Below are 24057 nucleotides of genomic sequence, written 5' to 3' on the forward strand. Positions count from 1 at the left end.
CCAAGGGGCCTTGAGAAGTGCTGACCAGACGCTTCAGCTCAAATTATTTGGTCCATTCGGCAACGCGATCCGGGTGTTTGGCTACCCAGTCTTTCGCTGCGGCTTCAGGCTTGGCACCGTCCTGAATCGCCAACATGACTTGACCGATTTCGTCTTTCGACGCCCACTGGAAGTTCTTCAGGAACTTCGCGACTTCAGGCGCTTTGGTTGCCAGTTCTTTGCTGCCGATGCTGTTCACGGTTTCAGCTGCGCCGTAAACGCCTTTCGGGTCTTCCAGGAAGCGCAGTTTCCACTTGGCGAACATCCAGTGCGGCACCCAACCGGTGACGGCAATGGATTCGTTTTTCTTCTCGGCACGGGTCAGCTCGGCAATCATGCCGGCGCCGGAACTGGCCTTGAGGGTGTAATTGTCCAGACCGTAATCCTTGATGGCCTGATCGGTCTTGAGCATCACGCCTGAACCGGCGTCGATGCCGACGATACGGCCCTTGAAGCTCTCGTCGGTTTTCAGATCCTCAATGGACTTGGCCTTGACGTACTCCGGCACGATCAGGCCGATTTTCGCATCCTTGAAGTTCGGGCCGTAGTCGACGACCTGATCCTTGTTCTTCGCCCAGTATTCGCCGTGAGTCACGGGCAGCCACGCCGACAGCATGGCGTCGAGTTTGCCGGTGGCCACACCTTGCCACATGATCCCGGTGGCAACCGCTTGCAGTTTCACGTCATAACCGAGTTTCTGTTTGATCACTTCAGCAGCCACGTTGGTCGTGGCGACGCTGTCCGACCAGCCGTCCACATAACCGATCGTTACTGCCTTGCCTTCAGCGCTGGCTACGGTAGAACTGATTGCCAGCACCAAAGCGGCACCTGCGCCCAAGAGTCGTCGCATCTTCATCGTTACTTCCCCGAAAGTGCTGCACTCGACGGATGCCGAGTCGCTCAACGTATTTTTATGGTGCACAGCGCCCCCATCACGCCGACCGCAAACTCGCTCGATTATCAGTGGAGTACTGACGTGTCGATCATCAACCTGACGCCAACAGTGACCTGCTCTGCCAGCGACCTCAAGACATCGAGAAACGACATCAGAAGGCCATTAATCGCGACCGCTAAAAATGCACAGGCCATCCCGCCTGAACTTTGCATGTCAAAACCAAGCAGCCCACCAAGCGTAGGCCAAATGCAGGTAACATGCCCGGCTTTGCTCCCAGACGGCCTGAACATGCCCGCGACATCACGCTTTCCTTTTTTGGCTTATCTTTTCGCTTGCCTGCTGGGGCTGTTTGCCCTCGGCGGCTTCTGGTACGGCCTCGGCAAACCAGTGATCCTGCCGGACGTGGCCAGCGCAACGCACAAGCTGCAATGCGCCTCCTACACCCCGTTCGACAAGGACCAATCGCCATTCGACGTGCCGTTCAAACTGCGCCCCGAGCGCATGGACGCCGACCTCGCCCTGCTGGCGACCCGCTTCGAATGCATCCGCACCTATTCCATGACCGGCCTCCAGGATCTGCCCGACCTGGCGCGCAAGCACGGCTTGAAGCTGATGATCGGCGCCTGGGTCAACAGCAACCCGGTGGACACCGCCAAGGAAGTCGACCTGCTGATCGCCTCGGCCAATGCCAACCCGGATGTGGTGACCTCGGTCATCGTCGGCAACGAAGCCCTGCTGCGCAAGGAAGTCACCGGCGCGCAACTGGCAACGCTGATCAATAAAGTCAAAAGCCGGATCAAGCAACCAGTGACCTACGCCGACGTCTGGGAGTTCTGGCTCAAACACCCGGAAGTCGCCCCGGCAGTGGATTTCCTGACCATCCATTTATTGCCGTACTGGGAAGACGATCCGTCGAACATCGACGCCGCGCTGCAACATGTGGCAGAAGTGCGCCAGGTGTTCGGCAACAAGTTCGCGCCCAAGGACGTGTTGATTGGCGAAACCGGTTGGCCGAGCGAAGGTCGTCAGCGCGAAACGGCGCTGCCGAGCCGGGTCAATGAAGCCAAGTTCATTCGCAGCTTTGTGATCATGGCCGAGCAGCAAGGCTGGCATTACAACCTGATCGAGGCGTTCGACCAGCCCTGGAAACGCGCCAGCGAAGGTGCGGTGGGCGGTTATTGGGGACTGTTCGACGCCGATCGCCAGGACAAGGGCGTGCTCGCCGGGCCGGTCTCGAACGTGCCGTACTGGTCGCAATGGCTGGCGGTGGGTGGCTTGATCTTCATCGGCACGCTGATCCTCGGCGGTCTAGTTCGCAGCACCCGCGCAGCGTTGGTGCTGCCACTGCTCGGTGCCCTGGCGGCCTGCTCGATTGGCGCCTGGGGCGACCTGGCCCGCGTCACCACCCGTTTTGCCAGTGAATGGTTGTGGGTAGCGTTGCTGACGGGGTTGAACCTGTTGGTGCTGGCCCATGCCGCGCTGACCTTGAGCGCCCGCACCGGTTGGCGTGGGCGCGCCTTCAATGCACTCGAACGTCGAGCCGGCTGGTGGCTGGCAGCGACAGGTTTTGCCGCGGCGGTGATGATGCTGGAACTGGTGTTCGACCCGCGTTATCGCAGCTTCCCGAGTGTCGCCTTCATCCTGCCGGCGCTGGTGTACCTGTGCCGGCCGGTGAGCGTGCCGCGTCGGGAAATCGCCGCGCTGACCTTCATCATCGGCGCCGGCATTGCGCCGCAGCTGTTTCGTGAAGGTCTGCAGAATCAGCAGGCTTGGGGCTGGACGCTGGTGAGTGTGTTGATGGTCGCGGCGTTGTGGCGCAGTTTGCGGGTTCGCAAAGGGTAATCAACACAGCAAGATCAAAAGATCGCAGCCTTCGGCAGCTCCTACACGGGGATATGCGTTTCCCTGTAGGAGCTGCCGAAGGCTGCGATCTTTTTTATCAGACGCTACGAGAAGCCCGGACCAGACGCAAAGCAGCAATCACCACCGCAAACACCGCCAACGTGGTGGTGTACAACGCCAGCGCCGGAAACCCGAACACCAGCGCCAATACCGCCAACCACCACCCTGCCCGCCCCGACAGCACAAAACCGGTCACGGCTGCCGCCACTGCCGCCCAGCCCAGCACCTTGAAGTGAATCATCAAGCCCAGGTTCGAGCGCACCTGGCATTCCCAGCGACTGGCCTCGTCAACGCAGATGCCGACCCATTGAGCATCCTCCATGAAGCCATAACGCGCGCCATAACTGGCGGCCAGCCACAATGGCAGAAGAACGAGCAGCAGAATCACGGGTAGACGGCGGGACATGAAGCACTCCAATAAACGAAATCGGCCGCCAGCTTAATCCCCCGCCCGTGGTAAGCAAATAACATCAATTAACTGTTCATGAAATAACTGCAAAGTGTATCGTCCCGCTACCGTTGCTCCGAAATCAGGCCTGTTTGCGGCCAATGCATGGCACTTTGGCCCAAATCCGATGGTCATAGCCTGCGAACTTCATCTGGCACCTTCCTCTAAGGGATCTAGTCATGCTCCGTTCCTTGCGCTTCGTCGCCCTGTTTGGCGGCTTGCTTTTAAGTGCGTCCGTACTGGCGGCCGATATTGACGCCGCCAGTTATGGCTACCCCCTGACCAACCCGTTCGAGGCGACCATCGCCACGACACCGCCCGACTTGCGCCCGGAATTGCCGCTGGATGAAGACATCAATCAGTCAGACCGCAGTGTCACGATGCGCCCGGAGCGTGAGTTCAATCTGCCGGACAACTTCTGGCCGGTGAAAAAACTCACCTATCGCATCGCCACGCAGGATCATGCCGCACCGTTGATCTTCCTGATCTCCGGCACCGGTGCACGCTATGACAGCACCCTCAACGAATACCTGAAAAAGCTCTATTACAAGGCCGGCTATCACGTGGTGCAGCTGTCGTCGCCCACCAGCTTCGACTTCATGAGCGCCGCCTCGCGCTTCGCCACCCCGGGCGTAACCAAGGAAGATGCCGAAGACATGTACCGGGTGATGCAGGCCGTGCGGGCGCAAAACCCGAAACTGCCGGTCACCGATTATTTCCTGACCGGTTATAGCCTCGGCGCCCTGGATGCGGCTTTCGTTGCACACCTGGATGAAACCCGTCGCAGCTTCAACTTCAAGAAAGTCTTGCTGCTCAACCCGCCGGTCAATCTTTACACCTCGGTCACTAACCTGGACAAGCTGGTACAGACCGAGGTCAAGGGCATCAACAACACCACCACTTTCTATGAGCTGGTGCTGGGGAAACTGACCCGCTACTTCCAGCAAAAGGGCTACATCGACCTCAACGATGCCCTGCTCTACGACTTCCAGCAGTCCAAGCAACACCTGAGCAACGAGCAGATGGCAATGCTGATCGGCACTTCGTTCCGTTTCTCGGCGGCGGACATCGCCTTTACCTCGGACCTGATCAACCGTCGCGGCCTGATCACGCCACCGAAATTCCCGATCACCGAAGGCACCACCCTCACGCCGTTCCTTAAACGCGCGCTGCAGTGCGACTTCGATTGCTACATCACCGAGCAGGTCATCCCGATGTGGCGCGCCCGCACCGACGGTGGCAGCCTGCTGCAACTGATCGATCAGGTCAGCCTGTATGCACTGAAGGACTACCTGCACGACAGCCCGAAAATCGCCGTCATGCACAACGCCGACGACGTGATCCTCGGCCCTGGCGACCTGGGCTTTCTGCGCCGCACCTTTGGCGACCGCTTGACTGTTTATCCATTGGGCGGCCATTGCGGCAACCTCAACTATCGCGTCAACAGCGACGCCATGCTGGAGTTTTTCCGTGGCTAAATACCTCCTGCTGATCGCAGCGTTACTCTGTGCAGGCGTCGCCAATGCCGACAACAGCAAAGCCAACGCCCCAGTGGTTATCGATAAAGACGGCTTCAAGGAACCGCTGAGCAAACTCAAATTCAACCCGGGGCTGGACCAGCGCGAGTTCGAACGCTCATCGCTCAACGCACTGAACGTCTATGACCCGCTGGAAGAGTGGAACCGCCGCGTCTACCACTTCAACTACCGGTTCGACGAATGGGTGTTCCTGCCCGTGGTCAACGGCTATCGCTACGTCACCCCAAGTTTCCTGCGCACCGGCGTCAGCAACTTCTTCAACAACCTCGGCGATGTGCCGAACCTGGTGAACAGCCTGCTGCAATTCAAGGGGCAGCGCTCGCTGGACACCACCGCTCGCCTGCTGCTCAACACCACCATCGGTGTCGCCGGCCTGTGGGATCCGGCCACCGCCATGGGCCTGCCGCGCCGCAATGAAGACTTCGGCCAGACCCTGGGCTTCTACGGCGTACCGGGCGGCGCCTACCTGGTGCTGCCGATCCTCGGCCCGTCGAACCTGCGTGACACCGCAGGCCTGGCGGTCGACTACACCGGCGAATCGGCGATCAACTTCCTGAACGTGTCCGAAGTCAGTTCCAACCACCCGGAAATCTGGGTACTGCGCGGCATCGACAAGCGCTATCAGAACGGCTTCCGCTACGGGCAGATGAACACACCGTTCGAGTATGAAAAAGTGCGTTACGTGTATACCGAGGCGCGCAAGCTGCAGATCGCCGAGTAACTTCATCGGCAATAAAAAAGGCCATTCGATTTGCGTCGAATGGCCTTTTTTCATGCGCGGCGTATCAAACACCACCAATCACTGTAGGAGCGAGGCTTCAGGCTTTCACTGTCTTCCAAACCTTGCTGACAGCCATTACCCCAATCAGCACCGCCGCCCCTGCCACAATCCCGGCCACTGCATTGAGCAACGTCGGCACGATAAACCCGGCCCCACCAGACGCTGCGGTGACACTCTCGATCCAGTGATGAACCACCGGCACGCCATGGGTCAGAATCCCGCCGCCAACCAAAAACATCGCCGCCGTGCCGATCACCGACAGGCTTTTCATCATGTACGGCGCCGCGCGCAGAATCCCGTCGCCGATGCTTTTAGCCATCTGGCCCGGCTTCTGGGTCAGCCACAGGCCAAGGTCGTCGAGCTTGACGATGCCGGCAACCAGGCCATAGACGCCGATAGTCATGACGATGGCGATGCCCGAAAGCACGATCACTTGCTGAGTCAGCGAAGCGTCAGCCACCGTGCCCAGGGTGATGGCGATGATTTCCGCCGAGAGGATGAAATCGGTACGAATCGCCCCTTTGATCTTGTCCTTCTCGAACGCCACCAGATCGACTGCCGGATTGGCCACGGCCTCGACCAGCTCTGCGTGTTCAGCCTGATCTTCGGCTTTGCTGTGCAGGAATTTGTGGGCGAGTTTTTCGAAGCCTTCGAAGCACAGGTAAGCGCCACCGACCATCAGCAACGGTGTGACCAGCCACGGAATGAACGCACTGATGGCCAATGCCGACGGCACCAGGATCAGCTTGTTGAGAAACGAGCCCTTGGCGACTGCCCATACCACCGGGATTTCCCGTTCGGCACGCACGCCGGAAACCTGCTGGGCGTTGAGCGCCAGATCGTCGCCCAGCACACCGGCGGTCTTCTTCGCGGCCATTTTGGTCATCAACGCTACATCGTCCAGTACGGTGGCGATGTCGTCGATCAGCACCAGCAAACTGCTTCCTGCCATGAATCGGGTTTCCTTCTTGAATGAATGGTGCGCAGCATAACGCGACCCGAGGCCACACGGGGCATTCTTGAGCGCCGCGCGAGGCCGGTGCTACCATGCGCAACCGCCAGAACAGGCAAGGAACCCCTTGGTTTATGAGCACTATCCGCGAGCGCAACAAAGAACTGATCCTGCGTGCCGCCAGTGAAGAATTTGCCGACAAGGGCTTCGCTGCGACCAAAACCAGTGACATCGCGGCCAAGGCCGGGCTGCCCAAGCCTAACGTCTACTACTACTTCAAATCCAAGGAAAACCTCTACCGCGAGGTCCTGGAAAGCATCATCGAGCCTATCCTGCAAGCCTCGACGCCGTTCAACGCCGACGGCGTGCCCAGCGAAGTGCTCAGTGGCTACATCCGCTCGAAAATCCGCATCTCCCGCGACCTGCCCTTCGCCTCCAAGGTGTTCGCCAGCGAAATCATGCACGGCGCCCCGCATTTGAGCCCCGACCTGGTCGAGCAGCTCAACGGCCAGGCCAGGCACAACATCGACTGCATCCAGACCTGGATCGACCGCGGCCAGATCGCCCCGATCGACCCCAATCACCTGATGTTCAGTATTTGGGCCGCGACCCAGACCTACGCCGATTTCGACTGGCAGATTTCTGCAGTGACCGGCAAGGCCAAGCTGGATGAGGCTGATTATGAGGCGGCGGCACAGACGATTATCCGGTTGGTGCTCAAAGGGTGTGAGCCGGACTGATAGCGGCCCAGGATCAATGCCGACCGGCAGTCCATGAAAACTGCCGGTCGGCATTGCATGTTTGCGCTCTCTAAACCTTCGGCAGCGGATTCAACGCCACGGCTGCCCTGGGTTTTCTGAAGAAGATCCAGTAGACAATCGTGAGGATCAGCAGGAAAGGCACACCGAATACCAAGGTCATTTTGAAGGCATCGGTGAAGTAGGTGGTGATCATCACCGCGCCCATCAGCAGCAGCCCCAACAGCGTGGTGTACGGGAACAGGCGCATGCGGAAGGACAGTTTCCGTTCACCGTTGCGCTCGTGGTAGCGACGGAAACAGTAGTGGGTCAGGAAGATCATGAACCAGGTGAAGATCGCGCCGAACATCGAGATCGCCATCATCAAGGTGAAGGAGCTTTCCGGGTACAGCACATTGAGCAACGTTGCCAGGGCAATGCCGGAACTCGACAGCAACAAGGCATTCAGCGGGATTCCGGTCTTGCTCAACACCCCCATGGACTTGGGTGCATAACCGCCGCGGGACAGGCTGAACATCATGCGGGTGGTGATGTAGAGCTGACTGTTCATCGCCGACAACGCCGCAATCAGGATCACGAAGTTCATCACGCCGGTTGCGCCGGGAATGCCGATGGTCTGCATGACGGTGACGAATGGGCTCTGCGCTTGACCGGCCTGGACCCACGGCACAATCGCCAGCATCAGGGCCAGGGTCAGCAGGTAGAACACCACCAGCCGCACGATGGTCGCGCGAAAGGCCTTCTTCACCGCCCGCTCCGGGTCCTGCGCCTCGCCGGCGGCCACTGCGATCATTTCCACGCTCAGATAGCTGAAGATCGAGACGATCACCGCAATCCACATGCCTTGCAGACCATTGGGAAAGAAGCCACCGTGGGCCGTGTAATTGTGCATGCCGTAATCCGCGTTGCCGGAACCGAACACCACATACACCGCGAGGATGATGAAGCCGACAATCGCACCGATCTTGATGGTCGAGAACCAGTACTCGAAGGTGCCAAAGGTTTTCACGCTGATGGCGTTGAGCACGATCAGCATGCTCGAGAACGAAACAATCCAGATCCATTCCGGCACGTTGGCGAACCAGTACTTCATGTACATCGCCACCGCCGTCACTTCCGTACCCACTGCCAGCACAATCGCCGCCCAATAGGCATAGCGCACCAGGAACCCGGCCAATGGGCTGACATAGAATTCGGCATAGGCGCCGAACGAGCCGGAGGTCGAATGGGCCACCGTCATCTCCGCCAGGCAGCCCATCAACAGCAGGGTGATGATCGCGCCAATGGCGTAGCTGAGCAGCACGCTCGGCCCGGCATAACCAATGGCGTAGGCACTGCCCATGAACAGCCCGGTGCCAATCGCGCCGCCAATGGCGATCATGCTCATCTGACCCGAGGTGAGCTGGCGCCGTAGGCCCTGCTCACGCTTGGAGATGTTTTCAAAACCGGCGTTATCGGTCATTTTTCTTTCCTCTGAATATTGTCTTTCTTGAAGAGAGCAAATCGTTTGGGTTGCCGGTGGGGATCAGCCACGGATCAGAAAATATTCAGCGGATACTCGACGATCACCCGGACTTCGTTGTTGTCGGTGGTGTCCGCCCGGGCCACCTGGCCGGTGGAACGTATACTGGCCTGGCGCACACGTATCGACAGGTCCTTGGCCTTGCCCTCCTGCACCACGTAGCGCGCTTCAAGGTCACGCTCCCAGCGCTTGCCGTCACTGCCGTAACGTCCATAGGCACCATTGGGGCCGCCGTCGTAGTGGCTGTCGTCGATATGGTCACCACTCACATAGCGCGACATGAAACTCAGGCCCGGCACGCCAAAGGGCGCCATGTCCAGGTCATAACGCAGCTGCCAGGAACGCTCATTGGGCGCGTTGAAGTCGAGGATCTGTACCGAGTTGGCAAGGAATACCGAGGTGCCCGGCTGCTGATCGAAGCCGAGATAATCGAACGGCTCATCGCCATCGACCTGTTGGTAGGCCAGGGTCAAGCGGTGTGCACCCACCTTGTAAGCGGCGGCCAGCGACCAGGTGGTGTTGTCGATCTTGCCGGCCAGGCTCTGACCAGAGTCGGTGGTGCGATAGAGGTTGAAATCCAGGTTCAGCGACTGGTTTTCGCTCAGGGCATAGCTGTAGTTGGCGTTGGCGTAGTACTGCCGCCAGATATCAGCGAACTGTGAACCGTACAGGCTAACGCTCAATTGATCGCTCAAGGCATAACTGCCGCCCAGATAATCGACGCTGCGGGTCTCGACCCCGGCATACAGCGCCTTGAGAGCGCCATCGTCGTTGGTCGACGCACTGTCATTGCCTGAGGTGAAGTGCCCGGCATCGAGTTGCAGTCCTTTCAACTCGTTGCTGGTCAGCTGGAAACCATTGGCGTAGGTGGTGAACAGGCGCGCCGAGCCGGTGCCGAACACCGGGTTGAGCGGTGTCAGGTTGCCGTATTTGAGTTCGGTCTTCGAGATCCGCGCCTTGAGCGCGCCACCCGCTTCGGAATACTCATCCTCGGCGCGTCCATCGGAATCGACCGGCAACAAACCGGTGCCGGTACGCCCCCTGCCGCTGTCGAGCTTGAGACCCAACTGCGCGTAGGCGTCGACTCCGAAACCCACAGTGCCCTGGGTATAGCCGGAACGGTAATCGAGCATGAGCCCGTGGGCCCACTCCTCCCGATAGTTCTGGCCGCCCGGATTGTTGAGGTTGTTGCGGTAAAAATAGAAATTGCGATTGGTCAGGGTCAGGCTGCTGTCTTCAACGAATCCATTGTCGGGTGCGGCATAGGCCACTTGGCCGAGACAGCTGGTAATGGCGAGCGGCAAGGCGGGCCAGAGGGACAGTTTCATTCTGCGTGTTCCTTATTATTGTGTTTTCACAGAAGTGCTTATCGGAGGCGACCGAAGCCCTGCTGCCGGGAAATTCGCGGCAGCAAGACAAAGGCGTCGGGGGGTATCAGGTGACGCTGTGGCGGATCTGGAATTGCTCTTGCGACCAGGTTTTCTGATCGAGTATTTCGCCGAGGATCTGCACCGCATCCCAGACCTCGGTGAAGCTGGTGTACAGCGGGGTGAAGCCGAACCGCATGATCCGCGGCTCGCGGTAGTCGCCGATCACGCCACGGGCGATCAAGGCCTGGATCACCGCATAACCCTGGGGATGTTCGAAGCTGACATGGCTGCCACGCTTGGCGTGTTCGCGTGGAGTGACCAGGGTCAGCTCGTGAGCGGCGCAGCGCTGCTCGACCAACTGGATGAACAGGTCCGTCAGCGCCAGGGACTTGCTGCGCAGGCTGGCCATGTCGGTCTGGGCGAAGACATCCAGACCACACTCGATCATCGCCAATGAAGTGATGGGCTGGGTGCCGCACAAATAGCGGGCGATTCCGCTGCTCGGCTGGTAATGCGACTCCATGGCGAACTGCCGCGAATGACCGAACCAGCCGGACAGCGGTTGCGCCACCAGATCGCACAACTCAGGGGAAACCCAGACGAAAGCTTGCGAGCCCGGACCGCCATTGAGGTACTTGTAGGTGCAACCGATGGCGTAGTCGGCGCGCGCCTGATGCAGGTCGACCGGCACCGCCCCGGCGGAATGCGCCAGGTCCCAGATGGCCAGCGCGCCACATTCATGGGTCAGCGCGGTCAGGGCCTGCATGTCGTGCATGTAGCCGGTCTTGTAGTTGACGTGGGTGAGCATGACCACCGCGGTGTCCTGGTCAATCGCTTGCGCCAGCTCTTGCGGGCTGTCGACCAGACGCAGGGTGTAGCCCTGCTGCAGCATGTCCGCCAGACCTTCGGCGATATACAGGTCAGTCGGGAAGTTGCTGGTCTCGCTGACGATCACCCGCCGCGTAGGCGCCCGCGTGGCCTGCACGCGCAGGGCGGCGCTGAGCACCTTGAACAGGTTGATCGAGGTGGTGTCGGTCACCACTACTTCGCCGTCACCGGCGCCAATCAGCCCTGCCAGTCGATTGCCCAGACGTTCAGGCAGGTCGCGCCAGCCGGCGCTGTTCCAACTGCGGATCAGGCCATTGCCCCATTCATCGGCGATCACTGCCTGAGCACGCGCCAGCGATGCGACCGGGCGCGCGCCGAGGGAGTTGCCGTCGAGATAGATCACGCCTTCAGGGAGCGCAAACTGCTGACGCAGAGGGGCCAGAGCATCCTGCGCATCAAGCGCCAGACAATCGTTTCTTGTAGTCATTGGGTGTCCTGCTTTTTGAAAGAAGTGCCGTCCGGGCAAATCGCGATAGTCGGGTGTGAGTGTCGTGTTTCAGGCGGTATTTGCGCCTTCACGGTGAGGAAATAATGAACGAAGCTTTAGAGAATTTTCGTGCAAAGTAAGCAGCCATCTAGTATTTATCTCGAAGAAAATTCGAATCCAACTCCAAATATCGCGGATTTATTCTAGTCATGACTCTCGACCCGACAGACCTGCGGATCCTGCACCTCTTGCAACGGGACGGCCGTATCAGCAACCACGAAATGGCAGAGAAGGTCGCACTGTCGCCGTCGGCCTGTTTGCGCCGTTTACGCCTGCTGGAAAGTGAAGGAATCATCACCGGCTATCGCGCGATGCTGAACGCCGAAAAGCTGGGAGTAGAACTGGAAGCCATCGTCCATGTGTCATTGCGACAGGACGTCGAGGACTGGCACGAGACCTTCATCAAGAAGGTCCAGTTGTGGCCGGAAGTGGTCACCGCCTACGTGATTACCGGGGCGAGCAACTATGTGCTGCGGGTCCAGGCGCGCAACGTCAAACACTTCTCCGACTTCATCGTCAACCACCTCAACCGCACGGCGGGGGTGACTGATATCCGCTCGGAAATCGTGTTGCAGAAAATCAAGGAGCGGGAGACGTTGCTTGATTTGGTGGTGCGTAAGTGAGCGCCAGTTAATGGGTATCGATTATCAGGTGATCAATTGTGGCGAGGGAGCTTGCTCCCGCTGGAGCGCGAAGCGGTCCTGAAATCTGCAACCGAGGTTTATCAGAGACACCCCATCGCAGGCTTTAGGGCTGCTTCGCAGCCCAGCGGGAGCAAGCTCCCTCGCCACAAATATTCAGCCCCCGCGCATGCGCCGGGCTTCGTTACGCTGCAAGGTCATGCTGGGGGACTCGTCGAACAGCTTGCGGTAATCGGCGCAAAAACGTCCGAGATGGGTAAAGCCCCAGCCCATGGCAATCGCGGAAATATTGCGCGCCGAGCCGTGTTCGAGGATTTCCTGGCGCACAGCGTTCAACCGGTACTTTTTCAGGTAGACCATCGGCGACAGGGCGAAGTACTTCTTGAACGCCTCGCACAGCTTGAAACGCGAGACCCCGGCCGCGACCTCGATGTCCTCCAGGTGCAAGGCTTCGCGAGCATTGTCGTGAATGTATTGCTTGGCCCTGATCAGGTAGTGCGGCAGTTTCACCCCGAGCACGTTGCGCAATTCTTCGGAGTAGTTGTTCGGCTGGGCGAGGATCAAGCCTTTGATCAATGAGCTTTCGATGTCCCGAGTGAAGACCACCTGTTCGTACAGTTCATTGCTGCGTTCCAGCTCCGCGATGAAATAACGCGCCATGCGCCACCACGAGGCCGACGCGCCGTCCACCGCATCCATCACCGGCTCGAAACGCAGCGGCGTATCCAGCGGTCGCTGCAGCATGCCCTCCAGCGACTCGCTCATGGCGGCGCGGGTGATCACCACCTGAACTTTGCGACAGTCGCCGGAGATCGCCAGCATCTGGTTCTCGTTCGGGGAAATGATCACCCCTTGGTCGCGGTTGGATTTCGACACACTGCCGTTCTTGCTCAGCTCCTGCTCGCCCACCAAAGGCAAACTCAGGCTGTAACTGCTGAAGTGCTCGGCGTCTTCGATATCGATGGTGACATCGGTGCCGTATGAGAGCGTGCCCAGGGTCGTGGCCATCGACTTGAACACATTGGCGCTGTGATGAAAGCAGATCCGCTCGGGCGTCGAAGTCTGCAGGCGGTGCGGCCCGCAGATACCAGACATCCAGTTCCTCGCACCCTCGAGGTCATAGTGATCGATACGAATGTCGCGAAACTGCGGATCAGCGTTGCTACTCATCACGGCGCACCCACGGCAAAGGCTATTGAACTATCGGCAAGGCCCGATCCTTGGCCATACGCATCCGGTAAAAACCGAAGATGATCAACACCCACACCGGTATCGCGAAGACTGAAGCGCGTATCCCTGGAATCATCAGCATGACGCAGACGATCATGGCCATGAAGGCCAGGCACAGGTAATTACTGTAAGGGAACCAAAACGCCTTGAAGCCCGGCACGATACCTCGCTGGCCCATGATTTTGCGAAATTTCAGGTGCGTCAGGCTGATCATCGCCCAGTTGATCATCAGCGATGCGACCACCAGTGCAAAGAGCAACTCAAGCGCTTGATGCGGGGCGAGGTAGTTAACCAGCACGGACAGCATGGTGATCAACGCAGATACACCCAGCGCCAGTAGGGGCACGCCCTGCTTGTTCAGTTTCATCAGCGCCTTGGGTGCGTCGCCCTGTTCGGCCAGGCCATAGAGCATGCGGCTGTTGCAGTAGACGCCACTGTTATAGACAGAGAGCGCCGCGGTGAGCACCACGAAATTGAGGATGTGCGCTGCGGTGTCACTGCCGATCAAGGAGAAAATCTGCACGAACGGGCTGCCGCTATAGGCATCGCCCGAAGCGCCCAGTGTCTGCAGCAGTTGATCCCACGGATACAGCGACAGCAACACGGTGAGTGCGCCGACGTAGAAGATCAGCACGCGATAAACCACCTGGTTGATCGCCTTGGGAATCACCTTACCCGGCTCGCTGGCTTCAGCGGCGGTGATGCCGACCAGCTCCAGACCGCCGAAGGAGAACATGATGAACGCCATGGACATCAGCAATCCGGTGGTGCCGTTGGGGAAGAAGCCGCCGTGACTCCAAAGATTGCTGACCGAGGCCTGCGGGCCGCCCGTTCCGCTGAACAGCATGTAGCAGCCCAGGACAATCATGCCAATGATCGCGACGACCTTGATGATTGCGAACCAGAACTCCATCTCGCCGAAGACTTTGACGTTCATCATATTGATCAAATTGACCAGGACGAAGAACACCGCCGCGCTGACCCAGGAGGGGACTTCCGGCCACCAGAACTGCACGTACTTGCCGACAGCCGTCAACTCGGCCATGCCCACCAGCACATACAGCACCCAGTAGTTCCAGCCGGACAGAAAGCCGGCATAGCCGCCCCAATACTTGTGGGCAAAATGACTGAAGGAGCCGGCCACCGGTTCCTCGACAATCATCTCGCCCAGCTGGCGCATGATCAGAAAGGCGATGAAGCCGGCAATCGCATAGCCGAGGATCATCGACGGCCCGGCCGATTTGAGTACTCCGGCAGAGCCGAGAAACAACCCGGTACCTATCGCTCCGCCCAATGCGATCAGCTGAATATGACGATTTTTCAGCCCTCGCTTGAGTTCGCCTTGCCTCAAGATTTCATCCGCCATCTGGTTACCTTCTAATTGTTATGGTCAGGCATGGTTTGAATGCGTCAATTTACTCAATTGCCGCTCGGTTTAAGCGTTCAGACATCATTCTCGGTAATTTAAAGAGTTGAGCGCACTCGCCACAACTCCGGGAACAGCACGGTATCGAGCATCTTGCGCAGATAACCGACACCTTCTGTGCCACCGGTCCCTGGTTGAAAGCCGATAATCCGCTCGACCGTGGTCACATGCCGGAAACGCCATTGACGGAACGAATCCTCAAGGTCGATGAGTTTCTCCGCCAGCTGATAGAGATCCCAATAACGCGATGGGTCGGTGTAGACCTCGCGCCAGGCGGCTTCGACCGACGCATCATGCGCCGTCGGACTGCTCGGATCGCGTTCGAAACGCTGTGGGTCGATGGTCAAGCCTGCGCTGGCCATCAAGCGAATCGCCTCGTCATACAGCGACGGTGTGGCGATCGCCTTTTCCAGCGCCTGCAACAGTTCCGGCCGATGCGCATGGGGGCGCAACAGGGTCGCGCTCTTGTTGCCCAGAATGAATTCGATCTCGCGGTACTGGAACGACTGGAAGCCCGATGACTGCCCCAGAAACGGCCGTATCGCGTGGTACTCGGTGGGTGTCATGGTGGCCAGCACCGTCCAGGCATGCACCAGCTGATCAAAAATCCGCGAGACCCGTGCCAGCATCTTGAACGCGGGCGGCAACTCTGCGAGTCGAATGTGTTCACGAGCGGCTTTGAGCTCGTGCAGCATCAACTTCATCCACAGCTCTGACGTCTGATGCTGGATGATGAACAGCATCTCATTATGGTCCGGAGATAACGGATGCTGTGCACTGAGAATGCGCCCCAGATCCAGGTAGTCGCCGTAGCTCATGGAGTCGGAAAAATTCAGCTCGGCGTTATGCCATTCTTCCGTCTGGTTTGCAGGTGAATAGGGGCATTGGCTCATAGAGTCGGCTCCTCAAGTTGCGGTTTATTCAGTGGACGCAAAATCGCCCTGACCGGACTGGCGTCCAGATGGGCAAAACGCAGCGGCAGCGCGATCAGTTCATAGTCCCCTTCCGGGACGTCATCGAGCACGATGCCCTCGAGGATGGCCATGCCATGTCGGGCCACGGCATTGTGCGAATCCATGGTTTTGGATTGCTGAGGGTCCAGCGACGGCGTATCGATACCGATCAAGCGCACACCGAGGGTCGCCAGCAGGTCGATGGTTTCTTTGGCGACGGCGGTGAAATCCGGATCCCAGGCGCTCAATGGCGCTTGTTGCCAGGTGCGCAGCAGCACCCGTTCAGGCAGATCTTGCAAGCGACCTTCAAGCTGCTCGGGGTGCACCAGCCGGCCGCTGTTCAGGCAATGCAGCACACGGCAAGGCCCCATATAGACATCGAGCGACACATCGCCGATGGCCGCACCGTCTGCGCTGTAATGCAGCGGCGCGTCGACATGGGCCCCCGTGTGAGGCGACAGGGTGATACGCCCGACATTCACCGGACACTCGGGTCCGAAGCTCCAGACGCGCTCTTCCTGAAAAGGTGTGTCACCCGGCCAGGTAGGTGTAGCGGTGCTCAGAGGCGGGCTGATATCCCACCACGACAGTGTTGTTTTCATTGTAAAGCTCTCGGCCTGTTCCGAGAGAATGATACGAGTGATACCTATGAATTTTCTTGCGAAAATATTCGGCAACAGCCAAATGTTTCGCACAAAATTCTAAAAAACCGGAATTTACCGGATGGAAATTTCAACGGAGAAAGCAGGCAGCTAAAAAGCTGTTTTCGTCCGCAAGACGCTTTCGCGAGCAAGCTCGCGAAAGCGGTAAATCAGGCTCCGAAGATCAACCAGCCACCCCCGCATCCGCCTTCAACCCCTGCCCCTCGATCGCGCGGATTGCACATTGCTCATCGACATCTGACAGATCCCCGCTGATGCCCACCGCTCCCAACACAGTCCCGTCCTGATCCCGAACCAACACGCCGCCCGGCACCGGGACGACGCTGCCCTGCCCCAGGCTATTCAGCGCGGCGAAGAAGGCCGGGCGTTGTTGGGCGTCCTGTGCCAGCAGGCGTGAGCCCTTGCCCAGGGCAATCGCGCCCCAGGCCTTGCCGATGGCGATCTGCGGGCGTAGCAGACTGGCGCCGTCTTCACGTTGCAGCGTAATCAGGTGCCCGCCGGCATCCAGTACTGCAACGGTCAATGGCGCGGCAGAGATCGCCCGCCCCGCGGTGATGGCCTGATCGGCCAGGTTGACTGCGACTTTCAAGGTTAAAGCGCTCATGGTGCCGTCCTCATTTTGTTATAGGGAAAGCCGTTGGACTGCTTTGTGTTGCGCAATCCGATGCAACAAATAGAACACAATGAATTATTTTTTTGTATACAATAATTTTCGAAAGGCGCGACATGCGACGAAAAGCCACAGTTATTTGGGCTTCCGACGAATGAAACAGCCGCTTGAGAAAATGGATTGACCTGCGCCGTCCGCCGTGAATACACTCTGCGCAAAGCCACTTGTATACAATTACAAAACGTAAGAGGCACAAAACCATGAGCAAAATGAGAGCAATCGAAGCCGCCGTTCTGGTGATGCGCCGTGAAGGGGTCGATACCGCTTTTGGCATCCCGGGCGCCGCGATCAACCCGCTGTACTCCGCCTTGCAGAAGGTCGGTGGCATCGATCACGTCCTCGCTCGCCACGTTGAAGGCGCCTCGCACATGGCCGAGGGTTACACCCGCACCAAGGCCGGCAACATCGGCGTGTGCATCGGCACATCGGGCCCTGCCGGTACCGACATGGTCACCGGGCTCTACAGCGCCTCGGCCGACTCGATCCCGATCCTGTGCATCACCGGGCAAGCACCGCGGGCCCGTATGCACAAGGAAGACTTCCAGGCCGTCGACATCACCAGCATCGTCAAGCCGGTCACCAAGTGGGCGACCACGGTTCTGGAGCCGGGCCAGGTGCCTTACGCGTTCCAGAAAGCCTTCTATGAGATGCGCTCCGGCCGCCCCGGCCCAGTGCTGATCGACCTGCCGTTCGACGTGCAGATGGCCGAAATCGAATTCGACATCGACGCCTACCAGCCGCTGCCATTGGCCAAGCCGAGCGCGACCCGCGTGCAGGTGGAAAAAGCCCTGGCCATGCTCGACCAGGCTGAACGCCCATTGCTGGTGGCCGGTGGCGGCATCATCAATGCCGACGCCAGCGAGTTGCTGGTGGAGTTCGCCGAGCTGACCGGTATTCCGGTCATCCCGACGCTGATGGGCTGGGGCACCATCCCGGACGATCACCCGCTGATGGTCGGCATGGTCGGACTGCAAACCTCGCACCGTTATGGCAACGCCACGATGCTGAAGTCCGACGTGGTGCTGGGCGTCGGTAACCGCTGGGCCAACCGTCACACCGGTTCGGTCGACGTTTACACCGAAGGCCGCAAATTCATTCACGTCGACATCGAACCGACCCAGATCGGCCGCGTGTTCACCCCGGACCTGGGCATCGTGTCCGATGCCGCTGCCGCGTTGACCGTGTTCATCGAAGTCGCTCGCGAGTGGCAAGCCGCTGGCAAACTGAAAAACCGCAGCGCCTGGCTGCAAGATTGCCAGCAACGCAAAGCCAGCCTGCAGCGCAAGACTCACTTCGACAACGTGCCGGTCAAACCGCAGCGCGTTTACGAAGAGATGAACCAGGTGTTCGGCAAGGACACCTGCTACGTCAGCACCATCGGTCTGTCGCAGATTGCCGGCGCGCAGTTCCTGCACGTCTACAAACCGCGTCACTGGATCAACTGCGGCCAGGCCGGCCCGTTGGGCTGGACCATTCCGGCCGCGCTCGGTGTGGTCAAGGCGGATCCGACCCGCAAGGTGGTGGCGCTCTCGGGCGACTACGACTTCCAGTTCATGATCGAAGAACTGGCGGTGGGCGCGCAGTTCAAGCTGCCGTACATCCACGTCGTGGTGAACAACTCGTACCTGGGGCTGATCCGTCAGGCGCAGCGCGGTTTCGACATGGACTACTGCGTGCAGCTGTCCTTCGACAACCTCAACGCTCCGGAACTCAACGGCTACGGTGTCGACCACGTCGCGGTCGCCGAAGGCCTGGGTTGCAAGGCGCTGCGGGTATTCGAACCGGGTCAGATCCAGCCTGCCCTGCGCAAGGCTCAGGAGATGATCGAGGAGTTCAAGGTGCCGGTGATCGTCGAGATCATTCTGGAGCGCGTGACCAACATTTCCATGGGCACCGAGATCAACGCCGTCAACGAATTCGAAGACCTGGCGCTGGTCGGCAACGATGCGCCAACGGCGATTTCGTTGCTCGATTAAGAATGACCTGACACCTGTAGCAGCTGCCGAGGCACGAGGCCGTGGCAGCTGCTACAGGCACATATTTTTACAGGAGATCACCATGCCGCGTTTCGCAGCCAACCTGTCCATGCTGTTCACCGAGCAGGATTTTCTTGCCCGTTTCGACGCTGCCGCCAAGGCCGGCTTCAGTGGTGTCGAATACCTGTTCCCCTATGACTTCAGCTCTGCCGAAATCAAGGCCAGGCTCGATGCCAACGGTCTGACCCAGGTGCTATTCAACCTGCCAGCCGGTGACTGGGCCAAGGGCGAACGCGGTATCGCGTGCCTGCCGGATCGGGTCGAAGAGTTCCGCGCCGGTGTCGATCTGGCCATTGCCTACGCCCAAGTGCTGGGCAACACCCAGGTCAACTGCCTGGCCGGTATTCGTCCACAAGGCGTCGACGAGGCCACCGTGGAAAAAACCTTCGTCGCCAACCTCAAGTACGCGGCCGACAAGCTGCAAGCGGCGGGCATCAAACTGGTGATGGAAGCGATCAACACCCGCGACATTCCGGGCTTCTACCTGAACAACACGGCGCAAGCCCTGTCGATTCGCGAACAGGTCGGCAGCGCCAACCTGTTCCTGCAATACGACATCTATCACATGCAAATCATGGAGGGCGACCTGGCTCGCACCATGGCCTCGCACCTGGACGAGATCAACCACGTGCAATTGGCGGACAACCCAGGGCGCAACGAACCGGGCACCGGTGAAATCAACTACCGCTTCCTGTTCGAACACCTGGACCGCATCGGTTATCAGGGTTGGGTCGGCTGTGAATACAAGCCGCTGACCACGACTGAAGCGGGTCTGGGCTGGTTGAAAACCCATAACGCGATCTGACGTGTGGCGAGGGGGCTTGTCGGAACGCCGCACCGCCCCGTTCGGCTGCGAAGCAGTCGTAAACCTGCGAGCAAGTTTTATCTGGCACACCACGGCGGTTGGTTTGGGGTCGCTTCGCAACCCAGCGGGAGCAAGCTCCCTCGCCACAGAATGTGGTCTACCTCCGCTACGCGCACATTATTTGGCGACACAAAAACAAGAGGATTTTCTCATGGCTAAAATCGGATTTATCGGCACCGGCATCATGGGCCACCCAATGGCGTTGAACCTGCAGAAAGCCGGTCACAGCCTGTTCCTGTCGGCGCACCACGACCCTGCGCCTGCCGACCTGGTGGCCGCTGGCGCCGTCGCGCTGGCGAACCCGAAAGAAGTCGCCCAGGAAGCCGAATTCATCATCGTCATGGTTCCCGATACCCCGCAGGTCGATGACGTGCTGTTCCGCGCCGACGGCGTTGCAGCGGGCGTCAGCAAGGGCAAAGTCGTGATCGACATGAGCTCGATCTCGCCGACGGCCACCAAAACCTTCGCCGCCAAAATCAACGAAAAAGGCGCGCAATACCTCGACGCCCCGGTTTCCGGCGGTGAAGTCGGCGCCAAGGCTGCGACCCTGAGCATCATGGTCGGTGGTGAAGCCGATGCCTTCGAACGCGCCCTGCCGCTGTTCCAGGCCATGGGCAAGAACATTACCCTGGTCGGTGGCAACGGCGATGGGCAAACCGCGAAAGTGGCGAACCAGATCATCGTCGCGCTGAACATCCAGGCCGTGGCCGAAGCGCTGTTGTTCGCCTCGAAAAACGGTGCCGACCCAGCGAAGGTGCGTGAAGCGCTGATGGGTGGTTTCGCCTCGTCGAAGATCCTGGAAGTTCACGGCGAACGCATGATCAAAGGCACCTTCGATCCGGGTTTCCGCATCAGCCTGCACCAGAAGGACCTGAACCTGGCCCTGGCCGGTGCGCGCGAGCTGAACATCAACCTGCCGAACACCGCCAATACCCAACAGGTGTTCAGCACCTGCGCGGCGATCGGTGGCAGTAACTGGGATCACTCGGCGCTGATCAAGGGCCTGGAACACATGGCGAATTTCTCGATTCGCGGTAAGTAACGCCCTGCGCAAAAACCTGTGGGCGCGGGCCTGTGGCGAGGGGGCTTGCCCCCGTTGGGTTGCGAAGCAGCCCCAAAATCTCTGATACACCAAAGACTTTGTGAGCGCTACGCACTCAAACGGGGGCAAGCCCCCTCACCACAGGCCGCTCCCACAGGGAACCGAGTCGCCCTCCAATAACAAGAATTCCGGGAGCCCGCCATGTCGGTCAATCCGCAACAATTGCTGCGCGAGCTGTTTGCCACAGCCATCGACGCGGCCCATCCGCAGCATGTCCTTGAAGCCCATTTACCAACTGACCGCAGCGGTCGGGTGATCGTCATCGGCGCCGGTAAAGCCGCCGCAGCCATGGCCCAGGTGGTCGAACGCTGCTGGCAGGGTGAGGTGTCTGGCCTGGTGGTGACCCGCTACGGCCACGGCGCCCCGTGCGAAAAAATCGAAGTGGTCGAAGCCGCGCACCCGGTGCCGGACGCTGCCGGTCTGGCCGTCGCGAAACGGGTTCTGGAACTGGTCAGCAACCTGAGCGAAGACGACCGTGTGATCTTCCTGCTCTCGGGCGGTGGCTCTGCCCTGCTCGCCTTGCCCGCCGCTGGCATCACCCTGGCCGACAAGCAATCGATCAACAAAGCGCTGCTCAAATCCGGCGCGACCATCGGCGAGATGAACTGCGTGCGCAAGCACCTCTCGGCGATCAAGGGTGGGCGTCTGGGCAAAGCCTGCTGGCCGGCCACGGTTTACACCTATGCGATTTCCGATGTGCCGGGCGATCTCGCCACGGTCATCGCCTCCGGCCCCACCGTGGCCGACCCAAGCACCTCGGCTGAAGCGTTGGCGATCCTCAAGCGTTATGCCATCGAAGTCCCGACCTCGGTGCGCAACTGGCTGCAAAGCCCCGAGTCGGAAACGGTCAAACCCGGCGATCCGAGCCTGGCCCGCAGTCATTTCCAATTGATCGCCCGCCCACAGCAATCGCTGGAAGCGGCAGCGGTGAAAGCCCGTCAGGCTGGTTTCAGCCCGTTGATTCTCGGCGACCTGGAAGGTGAATCCCGGGAAGTGGCGAAGGTCCACGCCGGCATTGCGCGGCAGATCGTCCAGCACGGCCAGCCGCTGGCGGCGCCGTGCGTGATTCTGTCCGGCGGCGAAACCACCGTCACCGTACGCGGCAATGGCCGTGGCGGGCGCAACGCCGAATTCCTGTTGAGCCTGACCGACAGCCTCAAAGGCCTGCCCGGCGTCTACGCCCTGGCGGGTGACACCGACGGCATCGACGGCTCCGAAGACAACGCCGGCGCCGTCATGACTCCGGACAGCTATGCCCGTGCCGCCGCCCTCGGTTTGAGCGCCAGCGATGAACTGGATAACAACAATGGCTACGGCTATTTCGAGGCGCTCGATGCACTGATCGTCACCGAGCCGACCCGCACCAACGTCAACGACTTCCGCGCCATCCTGATTCTCGAGAGCCCTAAACATGACGCCTGACAAGAAGGTCAAAATCCTCGCCACCCTCGGCCCGGCCACCGACGGGATCGACGATATCCGTGAACTGGTGCGGGCCGGGGTCAATATCTTTCGCCTGAACTTCAGCCACGGCGATCACGCCGACCATGCGCAGCGCTATCAGTGGATTCGTGAAGTCGAGCGCCAGCTGAATTATCCGCTGGGGATTCTGATGGACCTGCAAGGCCCGAAACTGCGGGTCGGCAAATTCGCCCAGGGCAAAGTGCAGCTATATCGCGGCCAGGCGCTGCGCCTGGATCTGGATGCGACGCCGGGGGATGAGCGCCGGGTCAACCTGCCCCACCCGGAAATCATCGCCGCGCTGGAGCCCGGCATGGACCTGCTGCTGGATGACGGCAAGTTGCGCCTGCGGGTGGTGACCAAGTACGCCGACGCCATCGACACCACGGTGCTCAACGGTGGCGAGCTGTCGGACCGCAAAGGCGTCAACGTGCCGCAAGCGGTGCTCGACCTGAGCCCGCTGACCGCCAAGGACCGTCGCGACTTGAGCTTCGGTCTGGAGCTGGGGGTGGACTGGGTCGCGCTGTCGTTCGTGCAACGCCCGGAGGACATCCGCGAAGCCCGTGCGCTGATCGGCGACAAGGCGTTCTTGATGGCCAAGATCGAGAAGCCATCGGCCGTGACTCAGCTGCGGGAAATCGCTGAATTGAGCGATGCGATCATGGTCGCCCGCGGTGACCTGGGCGTGGAAGTGCCGGCCGAGAGCGTGCCGCAGATTCAGAAAAATATCATCGGCACTTGCCGCCAACTCGGCAAACCGGTGGTGGTGGCGACGCAGATGCTGGAGTCGATGCGCTTCTCCCCGGCCCCGACCCGTGCCGAAGTCACCGACGTTGCCAACGCGGTGGCCGAAGGCGCGGACGCGGTGATGCTGTCGGCGGAAACCGCGTCCGGCGAGTACCCACTGGAAGCCGTGCAGATGATGAGCAAGATCATCCGTCAGGTGGAAAACGGCCCGGACTATCAAACCCAACTGGACGTGAGCCGGCCAAAAGCCGAGGCCACGGTGTCGGACGCGATCAGCTGCGCGATCCGCCGCATCAGCAACGTGCTGCCGGTGGCGGTGCTGGTGAACTACAGCGAGTCCGGCACCTCGAGCCTGCGGGCGGCGCGGGAACGGCCGACGGTGCCAATCCTCAACCTGACGCCGAACCTGCAAACCGCCCGGCGATTGACGGTGGCGTGGGGCGTGCATTCGGTGGTCAACGATCGACTGCGCCAGGTGGATGAAGTGTGCTCGACGGCGCTGGAAATCGCCCAGGCACAGGGGATGGCTCAGCGCGGGGATACGTTGCTGATTACCGCGGGCGTGCCGTTTGGACAGCCGGGGTCAACCAATTCGTTGCGCATCGAGACATTGCTCTAAAGAACTACCCCTGTAAGAGCTACTCCGGTAAGAACTACCCCTGTGGCGAGGGAGCTTGCTCCCGC

At 59.8% G+C, this 24057-nt stretch carries 21 protein-coding genes; 10 read left to right on the forward strand and 11 right to left on the reverse strand.

The genetic code is table 11. From position 1 onward, the window contains the following. Positions 1-43 precede the first annotated feature (43 nt). Positions 44-895, reverse strand: a complete 852-nt coding sequence (locus ACEN9A_RS21410; protein WP_019648148.1) for a glycine betaine ABC transporter substrate-binding protein — start codon at positions 893-895, stop codon at positions 44-46. Positions 896-1180: 285 nt separating this feature from the next. Between ACEN9A_RS21410 and ACEN9A_RS21415 the strand changes: the two genes are divergently transcribed. Continuing rightward, positions 1181-2776 carry a glycoside hydrolase family 17 protein gene (locus ACEN9A_RS21415; RefSeq protein WP_258670465.1) on the forward strand — a complete coding sequence of 532 codons (1596 nt, stop codon included), beginning with the start codon at positions 1181-1183 and terminating at the stop codon, positions 2774-2776. Positions 2777-2873: 97 nt separating this feature from the next. Here the strand turns inward: ACEN9A_RS21415 and ACEN9A_RS21420 are convergent, their stop codons facing one another. Further along, entirely contained in the window at positions 2874-3242 is a 369-nt protein-coding gene (locus ACEN9A_RS21420) for a hypothetical protein (RefSeq protein WP_258670468.1), read from the reverse strand. 221 nt (positions 3243-3463) lie between these two features. Between ACEN9A_RS21420 and ACEN9A_RS21425 the strand changes: the two genes are divergently transcribed. Next, the gene (locus ACEN9A_RS21425; protein WP_018925099.1) at positions 3464-4762 is read left to right on the forward strand and encodes a serine protein kinase PrkA; all 1299 of its coding nucleotides are present in this window, start codon (positions 3464-3466) and stop codon (positions 4760-4762) included. After that, the gene (locus ACEN9A_RS21430; protein ID WP_018925098.1) at positions 4755-5543 is read left to right on the forward strand and encodes an MlaA family lipoprotein; all 789 of its coding nucleotides are present in this window, start codon (positions 4755-4757) and stop codon (positions 5541-5543) included. The genes ACEN9A_RS21425 and ACEN9A_RS21430 overlap by 8 nt, the downstream gene beginning before the upstream one ends. Before the next feature lie 97 nt (positions 5544-5640). On the opposite strand, the gene ACEN9A_RS21435 is transcribed toward ACEN9A_RS21430, so the two are convergent. Then, on the reverse strand, positions 5641-6555 hold the full coding sequence (locus ACEN9A_RS21435; protein WP_111454379.1) for a DUF808 domain-containing protein: 915 nt from the start codon (positions 6553-6555) through the stop codon (positions 5641-5643). 134 nt (positions 6556-6689) lie between these two features. Between ACEN9A_RS21435 and ACEN9A_RS21440 the strand changes: the two genes are divergently transcribed. Next, on the forward strand, positions 6690-7295 hold the full coding sequence (locus ACEN9A_RS21440) for a TetR/AcrR family transcriptional regulator (protein ID WP_007939160.1): 606 nt from the start codon (positions 6690-6692) through the stop codon (positions 7293-7295). A gap of 70 nt (positions 7296-7365) precedes the next feature. Here the strand turns inward: ACEN9A_RS21440 and ACEN9A_RS21445 are convergent, their stop codons facing one another. The 3 genes from ACEN9A_RS21445 to kynU all read right to left on the reverse strand — a co-directional run bounded on the left by ACEN9A_RS21445 (position 7366) and on the right by kynU (position 11520). Continuing rightward, the gene (locus tag ACEN9A_RS21445; RefSeq protein WP_258670474.1) at positions 7366-8775 is read right to left on the reverse strand and encodes an amino acid permease; all 1410 of its coding nucleotides are present in this window, start codon (positions 8773-8775) and stop codon (positions 7366-7368) included. Between the two features lie 74 nt (positions 8776-8849). Further along, positions 8850-10163 carry an OprD family porin gene (locus ACEN9A_RS21450; RefSeq protein WP_258670479.1) on the reverse strand — a complete coding sequence of 438 codons (1314 nt, stop codon included), beginning with the start codon at positions 10161-10163 and terminating at the stop codon, positions 8850-8852. A 106-nt stretch (positions 10164-10269) separates the two neighbouring features. Further along, positions 10270-11520: a kynureninase gene (gene kynU / locus ACEN9A_RS21455; RefSeq protein WP_258670482.1), complete on the reverse strand. Its 1251-nt coding sequence runs from the start codon at positions 11518-11520 to the stop codon at positions 10270-10272. Between the two features lie 209 nt (positions 11521-11729). Between kynU and ACEN9A_RS21460 the strand changes: the two genes are divergently transcribed. Further along, complete coding sequence (locus tag ACEN9A_RS21460) at positions 11730-12203, forward strand: Lrp/AsnC family transcriptional regulator (protein WP_018925093.1); 474 nt, start codon at positions 11730-11732, stop codon at positions 12201-12203. A gap of 174 nt (positions 12204-12377) precedes the next feature. Here ACEN9A_RS21460 and ACEN9A_RS21465 read toward each other — a convergent pair whose 3' ends face one another. The 5 genes from ACEN9A_RS21465 to ACEN9A_RS21485 form a co-directional block, all read right to left on the reverse strand. Continuing rightward, positions 12378-13391: an AraC family transcriptional regulator gene (locus ACEN9A_RS21465; RefSeq protein WP_258670485.1), complete on the reverse strand. Its 1014-nt coding sequence runs from the start codon at positions 13389-13391 to the stop codon at positions 12378-12380. A gap of 22 nt (positions 13392-13413) precedes the next feature. Continuing rightward, on the reverse strand, positions 13414-14817 hold the full coding sequence (locus ACEN9A_RS21470) for an amino acid permease (RefSeq protein ID WP_086945846.1): 1404 nt from the start codon (positions 14815-14817) through the stop codon (positions 13414-13416). Positions 14818-14915: 98 nt separating this feature from the next. Then, a complete protein-coding gene (kynA, locus tag ACEN9A_RS21475) occupies positions 14916-15770 on the reverse strand; it encodes a tryptophan 2,3-dioxygenase (protein ID WP_258670488.1) in 855 nt (284 codons plus the stop codon). Then, positions 15767-16432 carry an arylformamidase gene (gene kynB / locus ACEN9A_RS21480; protein WP_258670490.1) on the reverse strand — a complete coding sequence of 222 codons (666 nt, stop codon included), beginning with the start codon at positions 16430-16432 and terminating at the stop codon, positions 15767-15769. Before kynB ends, kynA begins: the two co-directional genes overlap by 4 nt. A gap of 223 nt (positions 16433-16655) precedes the next feature. Then, a complete protein-coding gene (locus ACEN9A_RS21485) occupies positions 16656-17096 on the reverse strand; it encodes a GlcG/HbpS family heme-binding protein (protein WP_007939170.1) in 441 nt (146 codons plus the stop codon). 266 nt (positions 17097-17362) lie between these two features. On the opposite strand from ACEN9A_RS21485, the gene gcl reads away from it, so the two are divergent. The 5 genes from gcl (at position 17363) to pyk (ending at position 23992) form a co-directional block, all read left to right on the forward strand. After that, the gene (gene gcl, locus ACEN9A_RS21490; protein WP_018925088.1) at positions 17363-19138 is read left to right on the forward strand and encodes a glyoxylate carboligase; all 1776 of its coding nucleotides are present in this window, start codon (positions 17363-17365) and stop codon (positions 19136-19138) included. Positions 19139-19220: 82 nt separating this feature from the next. After that, positions 19221-20003 (forward strand): hydroxypyruvate isomerase, encoded by a 783-nt coding sequence (hyi, locus tag ACEN9A_RS21495; protein ID WP_258670492.1) that lies wholly within the window; start codon positions 19221-19223, stop codon positions 20001-20003. 211 nt (positions 20004-20214) lie between these two features. Continuing rightward, positions 20215-21105 carry a 2-hydroxy-3-oxopropionate reductase gene (locus ACEN9A_RS21500; protein ID WP_258670494.1) on the forward strand — a complete coding sequence of 297 codons (891 nt, stop codon included), beginning with the start codon at positions 20215-20217 and terminating at the stop codon, positions 21103-21105. 201 nt (positions 21106-21306) lie between these two features. Further along, positions 21307-22587 carry a glycerate kinase type-2 family protein gene (locus ACEN9A_RS21505; RefSeq protein WP_258670496.1) on the forward strand — a complete coding sequence of 427 codons (1281 nt, stop codon included), beginning with the start codon at positions 21307-21309 and terminating at the stop codon, positions 22585-22587. After that, positions 22577-23992: a pyruvate kinase gene (gene pyk, locus ACEN9A_RS21510; RefSeq protein WP_019648133.1), complete on the forward strand. Its 1416-nt coding sequence runs from the start codon at positions 22577-22579 to the stop codon at positions 23990-23992. The genes ACEN9A_RS21505 and pyk overlap by 11 nt, the downstream gene beginning before the upstream one ends. Positions 23993-24057: the final 65 nt, after the last annotated feature.

This window comes from Pseudomonas sp. Pseusp18, assembly GCF_059506005.1.